Source organism: Burkholderia sp. FERM BP-3421, assembly GCF_028657905.1.
GTDB lineage: Bacteria > Pseudomonadota > Gammaproteobacteria > Burkholderiales > Burkholderiaceae > Burkholderia.
Genome location: NZ_CP117782.1, coordinates 1,967,520 through 1,981,121, shown reverse-complemented (window position 1 = coordinate 1,981,121; position 13,602 = coordinate 1,967,520). Strand labels below are relative to the sequence as shown.

At 67.9% G+C, this 13,602-nt stretch carries 15 protein-coding genes; 6 read left to right on the top strand and 9 right to left on the bottom strand.

Annotated features, from left to right (window positions below; all coding sequences use genetic code 11):
• The first annotated feature begins 133 nt into the window (after positions 1 to 133).
• From Bsp3421_RS24845 to Bsp3421_RS24835, 3 genes are all read left to right on the top strand, one after another.
• The gene (locus Bsp3421_RS24845) at positions 134 to 376 is read left to right on the top strand and encodes a DUF3311 domain-containing protein (protein WP_273998495.1); all 243 of its coding nucleotides are present in this window, start codon (positions 134 to 136) and stop codon (positions 374 to 376) included.
• Positions 373 to 1,923 carry a monocarboxylate uptake permease MctP gene (gene mctP / locus Bsp3421_RS24840; protein WP_273998494.1) on the top strand — a complete coding sequence of 517 codons (1,551 nt, stop codon included), beginning with the start codon at positions 373 to 375 and terminating at the stop codon, positions 1,921 to 1,923. Before Bsp3421_RS24845 ends, mctP begins: the two co-directional genes overlap by 4 nt.
• A 423-nt stretch (positions 1,924 to 2,346) precedes the next feature.
• The gene (locus tag Bsp3421_RS24835) at positions 2,347 to 2,871 is read left to right on the top strand and encodes a hypothetical protein (RefSeq protein ID WP_273998493.1); all 525 of its coding nucleotides are present in this window, start codon (positions 2,347 to 2,349) and stop codon (positions 2,869 to 2,871) included.
• A gap of 41 nt (positions 2,872 to 2,912) precedes the next feature.
• Here the strand turns inward: Bsp3421_RS24835 and Bsp3421_RS24830 are convergent, their stop codons facing one another.
• The 5 genes from Bsp3421_RS24830 to Bsp3421_RS24810 all read right to left on the bottom strand — a co-directional run bounded on the left by Bsp3421_RS24830 (position 2,913) and on the right by Bsp3421_RS24810 (position 8,004).
• Complete coding sequence (locus tag Bsp3421_RS24830) at positions 2,913 to 3,344, bottom strand: VOC family protein (protein ID WP_273998492.1); 432 nt, start codon at positions 3,342 to 3,344, stop codon at positions 2,913 to 2,915.
• Positions 3,345 to 3,521: 177 nt separating this feature from the next.
• Positions 3,522 to 4,475, bottom strand: coding sequence for a transaldolase (tal, locus tag Bsp3421_RS24825; protein ID WP_273998491.1), 954 nt, complete (start codon positions 4,473 to 4,475; stop codon positions 3,522 to 3,524).
• A 140-nt stretch (positions 4,476 to 4,615) separates the two neighbouring features.
• Positions 4,616 to 5,842 (bottom strand): benzoate/H(+) symporter BenE family transporter, encoded by a 1,227-nt coding sequence (locus tag Bsp3421_RS24820; RefSeq protein ID WP_273998488.1) that lies wholly within the window; start codon positions 5,840 to 5,842, stop codon positions 4,616 to 4,618.
• 50 nt (positions 5,843 to 5,892) lie between these two features.
• The gene (locus Bsp3421_RS24815; protein WP_273998487.1) at positions 5,893 to 7,068 is read right to left on the bottom strand and encodes a vWA domain-containing protein; all 1,176 of its coding nucleotides are present in this window, start codon (positions 7,066 to 7,068) and stop codon (positions 5,893 to 5,895) included.
• A 93-nt stretch (positions 7,069 to 7,161) separates the two neighbouring features.
• Positions 7,162 to 8,004 (bottom strand): AAA family ATPase, encoded by an 843-nt coding sequence (locus Bsp3421_RS24810; protein WP_273998485.1) that lies wholly within the window; start codon positions 8,002 to 8,004, stop codon positions 7,162 to 7,164.
• A gap of 262 nt (positions 8,005 to 8,266) precedes the next feature.
• Here Bsp3421_RS24810 and Bsp3421_RS24805 point away from each other — a divergent pair, with 262 nt between their 5' ends.
• On the top strand, positions 8,267 to 8,626 hold the full coding sequence (locus tag Bsp3421_RS24805; RefSeq protein WP_273998484.1) for a c-type cytochrome: 360 nt from the start codon (positions 8,267 to 8,269) through the stop codon (positions 8,624 to 8,626).
• 40 nt (positions 8,627 to 8,666) lie between these two features.
• Positions 8,667 to 9,035 carry a c-type cytochrome gene (locus Bsp3421_RS24800; protein WP_273998483.1) on the top strand — a complete coding sequence of 123 codons (369 nt, stop codon included), beginning with the start codon at positions 8,667 to 8,669 and terminating at the stop codon, positions 9,033 to 9,035.
• A gap of 103 nt (positions 9,036 to 9,138) precedes the next feature.
• Here the strand turns inward: Bsp3421_RS24800 and Bsp3421_RS24795 are convergent, their stop codons facing one another.
• From Bsp3421_RS24795 to rsxB, 3 genes are all read right to left on the bottom strand, one after another.
• Positions 9,139 to 9,573 carry a DUF1841 family protein gene (locus tag Bsp3421_RS24795; protein WP_273998481.1) on the bottom strand — a complete coding sequence of 145 codons (435 nt, stop codon included), beginning with the start codon at positions 9,571 to 9,573 and terminating at the stop codon, positions 9,139 to 9,141.
• Between the two features lie 93 nt (positions 9,574 to 9,666).
• A complete protein-coding gene (gene nth, locus Bsp3421_RS24790) occupies positions 9,667 to 10,311 on the bottom strand; it encodes an endonuclease III (RefSeq protein WP_273998480.1) in 645 nt (214 codons plus the stop codon).
• A 4-nt stretch (positions 10,312 to 10,315) separates the two neighbouring features.
• The gene (gene rsxB / locus Bsp3421_RS24785; RefSeq protein ID WP_273998478.1) at positions 10,316 to 11,197 is read right to left on the bottom strand and encodes an electron transport complex subunit RsxB; all 882 of its coding nucleotides are present in this window, start codon (positions 11,195 to 11,197) and stop codon (positions 10,316 to 10,318) included.
• A gap of 248 nt (positions 11,198 to 11,445) precedes the next feature.
• On the opposite strand from rsxB, the gene Bsp3421_RS24780 reads away from it, so the two are divergent.
• Positions 11,446 to 12,078: a TetR family transcriptional regulator gene (locus Bsp3421_RS24780; protein WP_252984145.1), complete on the top strand. Its 633-nt coding sequence runs from the start codon at positions 11,446 to 11,448 to the stop codon at positions 12,076 to 12,078.
• A gap of 36 nt (positions 12,079 to 12,114) precedes the next feature.
• On the opposite strand, the gene Bsp3421_RS24775 is transcribed toward Bsp3421_RS24780, so the two are convergent.
• The gene (locus Bsp3421_RS24775) at positions 12,115 to 13,515 is read right to left on the bottom strand and encodes a polyhydroxyalkanoate depolymerase (protein ID WP_273998477.1); all 1,401 of its coding nucleotides are present in this window, start codon (positions 13,513 to 13,515) and stop codon (positions 12,115 to 12,117) included.
• Positions 13,516 to 13,602 lie beyond the last annotated feature (87 nt).

Below are 13,602 nucleotides of genomic sequence, written 5' to 3'. Positions count from 1 at the left end.
TGTTTGACCGCTTCCCCCCGGCTCTTATACTGAAAAAGGCGCCGGGGGGCTGCCGCACGCTCCGTGCCGTGTCTCCCCGCGCATCGCCGCATCCGTCCACAACATCAAGAACCGGGAATGATGAGGAGACGTCATGGCTCACGATGCCGACGCCAATCGGGCCGCCAAGCGCTGGCTCTGGCTGCTGGTCCTGCCGTTGATCGCGATGGTCTGGGTGCCGTCGTACAGCCGGATCGAACCGCAATGGTTCGGTTTTCCGTTCTTCTACTGGTACCAGCTGTCGTGGGTGTTCATTAGCGCGATCATCACCGCGCTCGTCTACTTCAAGACCAAGAACTGCTGGAAGGCGGGCGGTACGCCGGGAGGCCGCTCATGAACCTCGCCGCGACCTGCGTATTCGTGCTGCTGTTCGTCGGCGTGACGATCATGGGCTTCCTGGCCGCGCACTGGCGGCGCGGCGATCTCGCGCATCTCGACGAATGGGGGCTCGGCGGCCGCCGCTTCGGCACGGTCGTCACCTGGTTCCTGCTCGGCGGCGATCTCTATACCGCCTATACCTTCGTCGCGGTGCCCGCGCTCGTGTTCGGCGCCGGCGCGATGGGCTTCTTCGCGCTGCCCTACACGATCCTCATCTATCCGTTCGCGTTCATGGTGTTCCCGAAGCTGTGGAGCATCGCGAAACGCCACGGCTACGTGACCTCGGCGGACTTCGTCAGCGCCCGCTACGGCAGCCGCGCGCTGGCGCTCGCGGTCGCGGTGACGGGCATCGTCGCGACGATGCCGTACATCGCGCTGCAACTGGTGGGCATCGAGGTCGTGATCGGCGGCCTCGGCTTCGATACGCGCGGCTTCGCGGGCGACCTGCCGCTCATCATCGCGTTCGCGATCCTGGCCGCCTACACCTATACGTCGGGCCTGCGCGCGCCGGCGATGATCGCGATCGTCAAGGACATCCTGATCTACATCACGATCGCGGCCGCGATCATCGTGATTCCCGCGCAGCTCGGCGGCTTCGGCCACATCTTCGGCGCGGTGCCGCCCGCCAAGCTGCTGCTCAAGGCGCCCGACGCGGCGAGCCTGAACGGCTACAGCGCCTACGCGACGCTCGCGATCGGCTCGGCGCTCGCGCTGTTCCTGTACCCGCACTCGGTGACGGCGATCCTGTCGTCGTCGTCGGGCAACACGATCCGCCGCAACATGGCGATGCTGCCCGCGTACTCGTTCGTGCTCGGGCTGCTGGCGCTGCTCGGCTACATGGCGCTCGCGTCCGGGGTCAAGGACATGCCGGAGTTCGCGCCGTACTTCCAGGCCTACGGCGCGAATTTCGCGGTGCCCGCGCTGTTCCTGCATTTCTTCCCGTCGTGGTTCGTCGGCGTCGCGTTCGCGGCGATCGGGATCGGCGCGCTGGTGCCGGCGGCGATCATGTCGATCGCCGCCGCGAACCTGTACACGCGCAACATCCACCGCGAGTTCATCAATCGCAACATGACGCACGAGCAGGAAACCCAGGTCGCGAAACTGGTGTCGCTGATCGTGAAGGTCGGCGCGGTCGTGTTCATCCTCGGGCTGCCGCTCACCTATGCGATCCAGCTGCAGCTGCTGGGCGGGATCTGGATCATCCAGACGCTGCCCGCGATCGTGCTCGGCCTCTATACGCGCGCGCTCGACTATCGCGGGCTGCTCGCCGGCTGGGCGGCGGGCATCGTGTGCGGCACCTGGATGGCGATCTCGCTGAAGCTCGCCGGTTCGATCTTCACGATCCATCTGTTCGGTTATGCGATTCCGGGCTACGCGGCGATCTGGTCGCTGATCGTGAATCTCGTGGTGTCGATCGCGGTCAGCGTGCTGGTGCGCGTGCTCGGCATGCGGCACGCGGAGGACCGCACCCGTCCCGAGGACTATCTCGACGTGGTCGAAGGCTGATCCGCGCGGCCGTCGCGAGCCCGTCCGCCACGTTGCGTGGCGGGCGTTTTTTACGGCCGGCGAGGTGTGGCCGGCGAGGTGCGGCCGGCGTGTCGCGCCGCGCGTCCTCACGCGTCCACGCGATCCTTCAAGTGATTCTATGGCGGCCTTCGCGGCCCGGAAATCGGTGAAAGACCGATTGGGTGCGCCGCAGCATTCCATTGAATAATGCGTCCCTTCCAGCCGAGGCTGGCCTTATTGAGTCGAACGAAACGAAGGGAGAGGGGCGATGAGGATCTGGATTCTGTGGTTGGGCGTGTGCTGCGTGCCGCTGGGCGGCTGTGTCGCGGCGTACTACCGGTGAGGCGCGCGCATGAGGAAGCTGCTGATGTGGTTGCCGCTCGTCGCGCTGCTGTTGTCCGGTTGCGTGAACCTGTACTACCGATGAGCGGGACGCGTGCGCGGCGCGCGCTGGGGTTCGCGGTCGCGCTCGCGAGCATGGCGGGGTGCGTGCAGGTATACGGCCCGGGCGCGGGGCCGGGGTCGCGCGGGCACGCGGGCGCGGCGACCCAGGCGGGCGAGGGCGGCGCGGCGGACCTGGCCGGCCGCTTCGTGATTGCAAACCGCAAGTACGACGAAGCATGGGACAAAGTGGGCCGGTTCTATGCGGACCACCGGTTCGCGGCACGCGTCAGCGATCGCGAGGCGGGGCTCGTCGCCGCGGCGTACGCCGATTATCCGAATGCGGGCAATTTCGTCGCGTGCGCGGATCTGCGCCAGACCTCGAACGTCACCTATACGCTGAAGGTGGTGACCCGGCTCGACGATGCCGGGCAGGGCGTCGCGGTCGCGCTCGACGTGACGGGCAGCGCGCGGGTGGAGTCCGCGGGCAGGCTCAAGGCGTCGCGCGTCGCGTGCCGCTCGAACGGCGCGCTCGAACAGGCGCTTGCCGAGGCGCTGCGCAAGTGAGGGCGGGCGGCGCGCCTGCGCCGCCCTGGCGAAGCGAACATCTAGCCGCGCATGGCGGGATCCTCGACGTTGATCATCCAGTGCACGCCGAAGCGATCCTTGAGCATGCCGAACCCGAGCGCCCAGAAGGTTTTCTGGAACGGCATGCCGACTTCGCCGCCGTTCGCGAGGAGTGCGTCGAACAGCTTCTGGCCTTCCTCGACGGTGGCGGGGTTGAGCGAGAGCGAATAGCCGTCGTGTCCACGCCCGGCGGCGTTGCAGTCGCCGTCCGAACACATCAGGACCGAGTCGCCGATCTGGAAGCTCGCATGCATGACCTTGTCGGCGAGCGCGGGGTCGGCCGGGCGGGCGGGATCGGGCGGGGCATCCTTGAAGCGCATCAGCAGATGCACTTTCGCGCCGAGCGCCTGCGTGTAGAAGGCGAGCGCTTCGTCGCTGCGTCCGTTGAAGATCAGGTACGGTTGGACTTGCATCATTGTCTCCTTGATATGGGCGGGCGCGGCCTCGGCCGGTTGCGCCCGTGCCGAGGATTCTAGTGCGTACGGCCTGCGAAAACGATGTCGGCGCGGTGACGCGGACGAAAAAAAGCCGCGGGTCCGACCCGCGGCTTTTGGGTGTCGGATCGCCGGCCCGGCGGCTCGACCTCGCGCTCAGCGCAGCGCGTCGATCATCTTCTCGAGCTTGACCGCGTCGGCCGAGAACAGGCGGATGCCTTCCGCGAGCTTCTCGGTGGCCATCGCGTCGTCGTTCAGCTGGAAGCGGAACGACGATTCGTCGATCGCGACGCGTTCGGCCTGGCCGTCGAGGCGCGCGTCCGGCGACAGCTTGCGGGTGACCGTGTCGTTGCTGTCCTGCAGCTTCTGCAGCAGGTCGGGGCTGATGGTGAGCAGGTCGCAGCCCGCCAGCTCGGTGATCTGGCTGACCGTGCGGAAGCTCGCGCCCATCACCTCGGTCGAGTAGCCGAAGGTCTTGTAGTACGTGTAGATGCGGCGCACCGACTGCACGCCCGGATCGTTCGCGCCGCCGTTCTTCACCTCGTCCCACTCGGCGCCCGCGCTTTTCTTGTACCAGTCGTAGATGCGGCCGACGAACGGCGAGATCAGCTGCGCGCCCGCTTCCGCGCAGGCGGCGGCCTGCACCAGCGAGAACAGCAGCGTCATGTTGCACTTGATGCCGTCCTTCTGCAGGACCTCGGCCGCGCGGATGCCTTCCCAGGTCGACGCGAGCTTGATCAGCACGCGCTCGCGGCCGATGCCCGCTGCTTCGTACAGCTTGATGATCTCGCGGCCCTTCGCGATCGAGCGCTCGGCGTCGAACGACAGGCGCGCGTCGACTTCGGTCGAGACGCGGCCCGGGATCAGCTTCAGGATCTCGCTGCCGAATGCGATCAGCAGGCGGTCGATGATGAAATCGCTCGGCTTGTCCGCGTGGTCGCGCACGGCTTTTTCGAGGATCGGCCGGTAGGCGTCCTTCTGGACCGCTTTCAGGATCAGCGACGGATTGGTGGTCGCGTCCCGCGGCTGGTATTGCGCGAGCTGCTGGAAATCACCGGTGTCGGCGACGACGGTCGTGTACTGCTTGAGCTGGTCGAGTGCGGTAGTCATGGCGAATCGTGATGAAGGCGCGGCGCGCCGGGTTCGACGAAGGCGCCGCGGCGTGCGGCGGCGAAGCAGGGCGGCGCGCGGGGCGCGGCCGCCGGAGCCTCTATTCTAGGCCGGATTGCTGGCCGCGGCGCGCGCGCGGCTCAGGCCGGCCGGCGCGCGTTCAGGAGCACCTGCGTGAGCACGCCCGCGACGAGCCCCCAGAACGCGGAGCCGATCGACAGCAGCGTGAGGCCGGACGCGGTCACCATGAAGGTGACGAGCGCCGCTTCGCGCTGGCGCGGCTCCTGCATCGCGTTCGTGAGGCCGCTCATGATCGAGCCGAACAGCGCGAGCGCCGCGACCGACACGACGAGGGCTTTCGGCAGCGCGGCGAACAGCGCCGCGATGGTGGCGCCGAACACGCCGGCGACAAGATAGAACAGGCCGCACCAGACCGCGGCCGTGTAGCGCTTGTCGCGCGCCTCATGCGCTTCCGGGCCGGTGCAGATCGCCGCCGTGATGGCCGCGAGATTGACGCCGTGCGAGCCGAACGGCGCGAGCGCGAGCGACGCGAGGCCGGTGGTCGCGATCAACGGGGACGACGGCGTGGCGTAGCCGTCCGCGCGCAGCACCGCGATGCCGGGCACGTTCTGCGAGGCCATCGCGACCACGAACAGCGGGATGCCGATGCTGACGACGGCCGAGAGCGAGAACGACGGCATCGTGAATACCGGTTGCGCGAGCGCGATATGGAAATGGCTGAAGTCGAGCAGGCCGAGCGCGCCCGCCGCGATACAGCCGGCGAGCAGGGTCGTGACGATCGCGTAGCGCGGCGCCGCGCGCTTCACGAGCAGGTAGACGAAGAACATCACGAGCACGAGCGCGGTCTGGAACTGCGCGGCGCGAAAGATCTCGATGCCGATCTCGAACAGGATCCCGGCGAGCAGCGCGGCGGCGATGCCGGCCGGAATCCGGCGCATCAGCGTGTCGAACAGCCCGCTCACGCCGACCGCGGTCAGCAGCAGCGCGCAGACGATGAACGCGCCGATCGCCTCCGCATACGGCACGCCCGGCAGCGATGCGACGAGGAGCGCCGCGCCCGGGGTCGACCACGCGACCACGATGGGCGCGCGAAACCGCAGCGACAGGCCGATCGTCGTCAGCGCCATGCCGATCGACAGCGCCCAGATCCACGACGAGATCTGCGCGTCGCTCAGGTGCGCGGCGCGGCCCGCCTGGAACATCAGCACGAGCGAACTGGTATAGCCCGTCATCATCGCGACGAAGCCCGCGACGAGCGCCGACAGCGACGTGTCCGCGAAAAAGCGCGGCGGCGCGGGGCGTGCGGCGGCGGCCGGCGACAGGTCGGGGGCGGGCGGTCGGGTCATGCGGGTGTCTCCGGTGCGGCGGGTGTCGTCGTCGTGCGAGGGCGCGGCGTTTATTTGCTGAGGACGCGCATCGCGGTTTCGAGGCCGGCGAGCGTGAGCGGATACATGCGCTGGCCGAGCACCTCGCGGATGACCGCGATCGATTGCCGGTACTCCCACAGCCGCTCGGGCTCGGGATTGAGCCACGCGAAATGCGGGAATTGGTCGGCGAGCCGGCGCAGCCAGACGGCGCCCGCCTCGGGATTGTTGTACTCGACGGAGCCGCCCGGCTGCAGCACCTCGTAGGGGCTCATGGTCGCATCGCCGACGAAGATCAGCTTGTAGTCGGGCGTGAACTTGTGGAGCACGTCCCAGGTCGGCGTGCGCTCGGTGTGGCGGCGGCGGTTGTGCTTCCACAGGTGGTCGTACACGCAGTTGTGGAAGTAGTAGAACTCGAGGTGCTTGAACTCGGCCTTGGCGGCCGAGAACAGCTCTTCGGTGCGCTTGATGTGATCGTCCATCGAGCCGCCCACGTCGAGCAGCATCAGCACTTTCACGTTGTTGTGCCGCTCGGGCACCATCCTGATGTCGAGCCAGCCCGCGTTGGCCGCGGTGCTGCGGATCGTGCCGGGCAGGTCGAGTTCTTCCGCCGCGCCTTCGCGCGCGAAGCGCCGCAGGCGGCGCAGCGCGACCTTGATGTTGCGGGTGCCCAGCTCCACGGCGTCGTCGTAGTCGCGATAGGCGCGCGCCTCCCAGACCTTGACCGCGGTGCGGTTGCCCGCCGACGGGCCGCCGATGCGGATGCCTTCCGGGTTGTAGCCGCCGTGCCCGAACGGCGAGGTGCCGCCCGTGCCGATCCACTTGTTGCCGCCCTCGTGGCGCTCCTTCTGCTCGTCGAACAGTTCCTTGAGGCGGTCCATCAGCTTGTCGAGGCCGCCGAGCGCCTCGATCTGGGCCTTCTCCTCGGGCGTCAGCTCGCGCTGCAGGCGCTTTTCCAGCCAGTCGAGCGGAATCTCGAAGGCGTTGGACGGCAGCGCCGACACGCCCTGAAAATACGCGCCGAACGCCTGGTCGAACTTGTCGAAATATTGCTCGTCCTTGACGAGGGTCAAGCGCGAGAGATAGTAGAACGCGTCGAGCGACGGCGGGATCACCTGCGCCTTCAGCGCTTCGAGCAGGGTCAGGTATTCCTTGACCGACACCGGCAGCTTGGCGGCGCGCAGCGAATAGAAGAAATCGATCAGCATGGACGGACCTCGGCGGGGCGCGCCTGCGCCCGCGCGACGGGGCGCGGCGGCGGGGCGGAAACGGGCGGGCGGCGCATCGGAGGCCTCGGCACGCTAGCGGTTGTGGCGGTTCATGTAGACGAGCCGCTCGAACAGCGCGACGTCCTGTTCGTTCTTCAGCAGCGCGCCCGCGAGCGGCGGCACGATCTGCTTGTGGTCCTTCGAGCGCAGCGCGTCGGGCGGGATGTCCTCGGCGAGCAGCAGCTTGAGCCAGTCGAGCAGCTCGGAGGTCGACGGCTTCTTCTTGAGCCCGGCGACGCCGCGCAGTTCGTAGAAGCTCTCGAGCGCGGCGCGCAGCAACTCCTGCTTGATGCCAGGGTAGTGCACGTCGACGATGCGCTGCATGGTCGAGGCGTCGGGGAACTGGATGTAGTGGAAGAAGCAGCGGCGCAGGAACGCGTCGGGCAGCTCCTTCTCGTTGTTCGACGTGATGATCACGAGCGGACGATGCTTCGCGCGCACCAGCTCGCGGGTCTCGTACACGTGGAACTCCATGCGGTCGAGCTCGCGCAGCAGGTCGTTCGGAAACTCGATGTCGGCCTTGTCGATCTCGTCGATCAGCAGGACGCTCGGCGCTTCGGCCTCGAAGGCCTGCCACAGCACGCCCTTGACGATGTAGTTGGCGATGTCCTGCACGCGCGCGTCGCCGAGCTGGGAATCGCGCAGGCGCGACACCGCGTCGTATTCGTAGAGGCCCTGCTGCGCCTTGGTGGTCGACTTGATGTGCCATTGCAGGAGCGGCATGCCGAGCGCGGCCGCGACCTCCTCGGCCAGCATGGTCTTGCCGGTGCCGGGCTCGCCCTTGATCAGGAGCGGGCGCTGCAGCGTCAGCGCGGCGTTCACCGCGAGCTTGAGATCGTCGGTGGCGACGTAGTGCGGGGAGCCTTCGAAGCGCATGGCGGCGTGCTTCCTGCAAAAAAATCCCAGTATAAGTCAGGAAGGGTTGTCGGGTTCCCGCGCGGCTTGCTATCGTGGCGGACGGCGTCGGCGAGCCCGGAAGCCCGGGCGGGCCGCACCGGGGCCGCGTTGTGGACGCGTTCCCCGCCGACGCGGTACAATCTGCCCGTTTTTTTTGGCCTGCGTGGCATCCCTACAAGCAAAACGGCGCGGGCCGTTGCCGTTTTGGGCGCCAGTTTCCCCTCAAGCTAGGTTACAAGCTATGAACAAATTCGTCGGCAAACATGTCGTTGTCGCAGCGCTTGCGGCGCTCGCAGCCAGTGCGCAGGCGGCCGGTGTGGTCGGCAACCCGAAGGACGGGGCAGGCAAGGCCGCGATGTGCATCGGCTGCCACGGCATCGCCGGGTACCGCACGGCTTACCCGGAGGTCTACCGGGTGCCCATCCTCGGCGGCCAGAACCAGCAATACCTGGAAAACGCGCTGAAGGCCTACCGGAAGAAGGATCGCCATTTCCCGTCGATGAACGCGATCGCCGCATCGCTGACGGATCAGGACATCGCCGATCTCGCGGCCTATTACGCGGCGCAGAAGCCCGATTCGAAGAACAATCCCTACAAGTAAGCTCGCGCTTGCTTATCTGATCAGCGGGATAGGAGCATTCATGAAGAAGCCTCACACGGCATTCAAGACGGCGGCGGCGTTCGTGTTCGCGGCCGGCTTCGCGATCGGCGGCGCGCACGCGGCCGATGTCACGAAGGGCAAGGAACTCGTCGAGTCGCACAACTGCGCGGCCTGCCACGGCGCCAAGCTCGACAGCCCGATCAACGCGGAATACCCGCGCCTCGCCAATCAGCACGCGGACTACATGGTCTGGGCGATGCGCCAGTACCAGATGGGCCTGTCGAACCCGCTGCTCGGCCGCAACAATGCGATCATGCAGGCGCAGGTGCAGAGCCTGTCGATCAGCGACATGAAGGACATCGCGGCCTACATCGAGTCGCTGCAGGGCAGCCTGACCTTCAAGAAATAACGCGCGCGGCCCACGCCGGCCGCGCCGCTGCGCGCCCTCTACAGGGCACGCCATCGACCCCGCCGCGCGCGGGGTATTTTTTTGCCCGCGCGGCGGGCGCGCTTCAGTCGCGCGACGCGCGCTGCAGGATCCGCTGCAGGTAGGCGTCGGTGTCGGGCGGCGTGCCGGTGCGCTGCGCTTCCCAGATCGTCTCGCCGAGACATTCCATGATCGCGTGATGGGCGTCGTGCGCGGAGCCGAGCCGCGCCGCGAGCCGGTCGTGCGCGGCGCGGATCCCGGGCGGCTGGTCGATCGACAACTGCTCGCTGATCGCGAGATGCATCGACAGGTGCAGGAACGGATTCGTGCGGCCTTCCTCGGGCGCGTAGTCGTGTTGCGCGGCGGGGCCGTCGGCGGCCAGGTCGGCGTGGTATTCGGGGTGCGCGCCGATCCAGTCGGCGGCCATCGTTTCCAGCGGCGTGAGGATGCCGCCCGTGCGCTGCTTGTGCCAGGCGTCGATGAAGAAGCGACGGACTTCGTCGCGGCTCGGATTGAACATGATGTGGGGTGGCGATGCGTGGGCGCGGCGGGGTGCCGCGCGAACGCGCATTCTACGCCGCCCGGGGCCGCTTTGCCGGCGCGGGCCGCGCGCTCACTCGGCGGGCGCGGGCGTCTTCGGGCGGAACTCGCACAGCGGCTCGATCGCGCAGTGCCAGCACTCGGGGCGGCGCGCCTTGCACACGTAGCGGCCGTGCAGGATCAGCCAGTGGTGCGCGTCCTGGAGGAACTCGGCCGGCGTGAATTTCTCGAGCGCGGCCTCGACCGCGCGCACGTCCTTGCCGGGCGCGAGGCCCGTGCGGTTCGCCACCCGGAAGATGTGCGTGTCGACCGCGACGGTCGGGTGGCCGAACGCGGTGTTGAGCACCACGTTGGCGGTCTTGCGGCCGACGCCGGGCAGGCTCTCCAGCGCCTCGCGGTCGGCGGGCACCTCGCCGCCGAACCGGTCGAGCAGGATCCGGCAGGTCGCGATCACGTTTTTCGCCTTGGTCCGGTACAGGCCGATCGTCTTGATGTACTCGGCCACGCCTTCCTCGCCGAGCGCGGCAATTTGCCGCGGCGTGTTCGCGACCGGGAACATCTTGCGCATCGCCTTGTTGACCGAGACGTCGGTCGCCTGCGCCGACAGCAGCACGGCGATCAGCAGCTCGAACGGCGTGGTGTATTCGAGTTCGGTGGTCGGGTTCGGGTTGAGGCTGCGCAGCGTCTCGTAGATCGCGCGCCGTTTGGATGCGTTCATGTGCTCAGGACTGGCCGGACGGTTTGGTGGGATCGGCGGGCTCGGGCTTGGCGTCGGCCGCCTCGGCGAGACGCCGGCGGCGTGCTTCGGCCGCGTCGATCTGCGCCTGCACGGCGGCGCTCACGCCCTCGGTGTTCTTCGGCGCGTCGCCCCGCGCGGCGAGTTCTTCCTTCTTCTTGCGCGCGCGTTCGAGCGCGGCGGCGATGATCGCGCGTTTCTTCGCTTCCGGATCGTCGGCGACGCCCGGCGTAGCGACGCCCGGCGTAGCGACGCCGCCCGGCGTCGCCGGGATCGCGCCCGGCGCGGGCGCGGTGGGGGAGGCGGTTGCGGCCCCCGCGTGCGAGCGCCGCGCGGCCGCGCGGGCCTCGGCTGCCTCGCGTTCGCGCTGCTGGCGCGCGAGACGCGCGTCGTGGCGCGCGCGCGCGGCGTCGGCCTGCGGCTGAGTCCACGCGTCCCAGCCGGTCTGCGCGCCGGTGACGGGCACCATCGCGATGCAGTCGACCGGGCAGGGCGGCACGCACAGATCGCAGCCCGTGCACAGCGCGCTCAACACGGTATGCATTTGTTTCGGTGCGCCGACGATCGCATCGACGGGGCACGCTTGCATGCACAACGTACAGCCGATGCACAGCTGTTCGTCGATCACGGCGAGCGGCCGGGGGCGTTCGTCGCCGTTGATGGGATTGAGCGGAATCACGGGCTTGCCGAGCAGCGCCGCGAGGCGCGCGACGCCTTCGGCGCCGCCGGGCGGACACTGGTTGTAGCCGGCCGTGCCGGCGGCAATCGCTTCGGCGTACGGACGGCAGCCGTCGTAGCCGCACTTCGTGCATTGCGTCTGGGGCAGCAGATCTTCGATGCGATCCGCGAGGGTCTTGGAATCGGTCACGATGACAACGTGGGGCGGGCTCGCTTGCGCCGCGTGCGGACGGGCGAGTCGGTAGGGTTCGTCAAACCGGGATTATCGCCGATTTCCCGCATTGCGCTTGACAACGCATGTGCCATAATCGAAGCGCTTTTTTGCATGACCGCAGCAGGGCGCGCCTCAAGCGCGGTGCGCCCGTCCTCGCTGTCGGTGGCTGACGAAGCGCCGGCAGCGCCATCCGGATTACGCGGCTCACACAGCAAAACGCCACCATGAATCAGCCAAAAATCAAAAGAGATCCTGAAGGAACACGGCGTCGCATCCTGCTCGCGGCCGCCGACGAGTTCGCAAGCGGGGGGCTGTTTGGCGCGCGGGTCGACCAGATCGCACGGCGCGCCGAGACCAACGAGCGCATGCTCTATTACTACTTCGGCAGCAAGGAGCAACTGTTCACCGCCGTGCTCGAACATGCGTTTTCCGCGCTGACCGAAGCCGAGCGCGTACTCGATCTCGACGGCGTCGCGCCGGTCGAAGCGGTCACGCGGCTCGCGCATTTCGTGTGGGACTACTACCGCGACCACCCCGAGCTGCTGCGCCTCCTCAACAACGAGAACCTGCACGAGGCGCGCTACATGCAGAAATCCACGCGCATTCGCGAAATGATGTCGCCGATCGTCGCGATGCTCGGCGGCGTGCTCACGCGCGGCCAGAAGGCGGGCTTGTTTCGAACGGACATCGATCCGCTGCGCTTCTACGTCACGCTGTCGGGCCTCGGCTACTACATCGTGTCGAACCGCTTCACGCTGGCCGCGACGCTCGGCCGCGACTTCAGTACGCCCGACGAGCGTGCCGAGATGGTCAAGCTCAACACCGAGGTCCTGCTCGCGTATCTGTTGCGGCGCTGAGCCCGGCGCGGCGCGCGGCGGCTCAGCGCGCGCCGCTCAGGCGGCGGCCTTGCGGGGGCGCGCCGCCTTCGTGCCGGCGGCCGCGCGTTTCGCGGCGGGCAGCCGGGAGGAGCCGGCCGCTTTCGCGGCTGCGCGCCCTGCCTCGGCGGCGGCGGCGCGTGCGGCCGGCGACGGACGGGTGGCGTCCGTCGGTTCCGGCGCATGTTCGCGGATGAATTCGCGCAGCTGCGGATAGATGATGGTGCGCCAGCGGCGCCCGGAGAAAATCCCGTAGTGTCCGCATTTCTCGGCGGTCAGGCTGCGCCGGTGCGCCTCCGGAATGCCCGTGCACAGCTCGTGCGCGACGTGGGTCTGGCCGCTGCCCGAGATGTCGTCGAGTTCGCCCTCGATCGTCATCAGCGCGGTGTCGCGGATGTCCTGCGGGTTCACGCGCTCGCCGTTCACGTCCCAGGTGCCCTCGGCCAGCCGGAACTCCTGGAACACCACGCGGATCGTGTCCAGATAGTATTCGGCCGCCATGTCGAGCACGGCGTTGTACTCGTCGTAGAAGCGGCGGTGCGCGTCGGCGTCGTCCTCGTCGCCGCGCAGCAGGCTCTGATAGAAATCCCAGTGCGATTGCGCGTGGCGCTCCGGATTCATCGCGACGAAGCCCGTGTGCTGCAGGAAGCCCGGATACACCTTGCGGCCTTCGCCCGGGTAGTTCGCGGGCACCGTGTGGATCACGTTGTTCTCGAACCACGAGTGCGAGCGGTTGGTCGCGAGCGAATTCACCGAGGTCGGGCTCTTGCGCGCGTCGATCGGGCCGCCCATCATCGTCATCGTGAGCGGGGTGTCCTCGCCGCGGCTCGCCAGCAGCGAGATCGCCGCGAGCACCGGCACCGTGGGCTGGCACACCGAGATCACGTGCAGGTTGCGCGCGCCGATGTGGCGGATGAAGTCCTGGATGTAGTCGACGTAGTCGTCCAGGTGGAACGGGCCGGTCTCGACCGGCACCATGCGCGCGTCGATCCAGTCGGTGATGTAGACCTTGTGGTCCTGCAGCAGCGTGCGCACGGTGTCGCGCAGCAGGGTGGCGTGGTGGCCGGACAGCGGCGCGCACACGAGCACCACCGGCTCGTCCTTCAACTGCTCGACCGCCTCGCTGTCGTCGGCGAAGCGCTTGAAACGCAGCAGCCGGCAAAACGGCTTCTCCAGGATCGTCTGCTCGACGATCGGGATGTTGTGTCCGTCCTTGACGATCTGGTGGAGCCCGAATTCCGGCTTCTCGTAGTCCTTGCCGAGCCGGTACATCAGCTCGTATGCCGCCGACAGCCGCGTCGCGCCGGGCACCAGCGACAGCGGGCTCAACGGATTGGCGAATGACTTGGAGGCGGCCTGGGCCCAGGCGGTGAGCGGGCTCAACATGGCCCGCTGGAATTCATGCAGTTGGTAGAGCATGCAGGCTCCCGGGGGGAGACGGTGCGCGAACGCTTGCCGTGTGGGTCAGCAATCGAGCCGGTCAGATACGAACGGACGATCAGTCGA

Coding starts and splice junctions, on each gene's coding strand:
- Bsp3421_RS24845 (WP_273998495.1), top strand. CDS start 134: ATGGCTCACGATGCCGACGCCAATCGGGCCGCCAAGCGCTGGCTCTGG.
- Bsp3421_RS24795 (WP_273998481.1), bottom strand. CDS start 9,573: ATGTTCAATCCGAGCCGCGACGAAGTCCGTCGCTTCTTCATCGACGCC.
- Bsp3421_RS24775 (WP_273998477.1), bottom strand. CDS start 13,515: ATGCTCTACCAACTGCATGAATTCCAGCGGGCCATGTTGAGCCCGCTC.
- Bsp3421_RS24800 (WP_273998483.1), top strand. CDS start 8,667: ATGAAGAAGCCTCACACGGCATTCAAGACGGCGGCGGCGTTCGTGTTC.
- Bsp3421_RS24835 (WP_273998493.1), top strand. CDS start 2,347: ATGAGCGGGACGCGTGCGCGGCGCGCGCTGGGGTTCGCGGTCGCGCTC.
- Bsp3421_RS24805 (WP_273998484.1), top strand. CDS start 8,267: ATGAACAAATTCGTCGGCAAACATGTCGTTGTCGCAGCGCTTGCGGCG.
- mctP (WP_273998494.1), top strand. CDS start 373: ATGAACCTCGCCGCGACCTGCGTATTCGTGCTGCTGTTCGTCGGCGTG.
- Bsp3421_RS24810 (WP_273998485.1), bottom strand. CDS start 8,004: ATGCGCTTCGAAGGCTCCCCGCACTACGTCGCCACCGACGATCTCAAG.
- Bsp3421_RS24815 (WP_273998487.1), bottom strand. CDS start 7,068: ATGCTGATCGATTTCTTCTATTCGCTGCGCGCCGCCAAGCTGCCGGTG.
- Bsp3421_RS24820 (WP_273998488.1), bottom strand. CDS start 5,842: ATGACCCGACCGCCCGCCCCCGACCTGTCGCCGGCCGCCGCCGCACGC.
- nth (WP_273998480.1), bottom strand. CDS start 10,311: ATGAACGCATCCAAACGGCGCGCGATCTACGAGACGCTGCGCAGCCTC.
- Bsp3421_RS24780 (WP_252984145.1), top strand. CDS start 11,446: ATGAATCAGCCAAAAATCAAAAGAGATCCTGAAGGAACACGGCGTCGC.
- Bsp3421_RS24830 (WP_273998492.1), bottom strand. CDS start 3,344: ATGCAAGTCCAACCGTACCTGATCTTCAACGGACGCAGCGACGAAGCG.
- tal (WP_273998491.1), bottom strand. CDS start 4,475: ATGACTACCGCACTCGACCAGCTCAAGCAGTACACGACCGTCGTCGCC.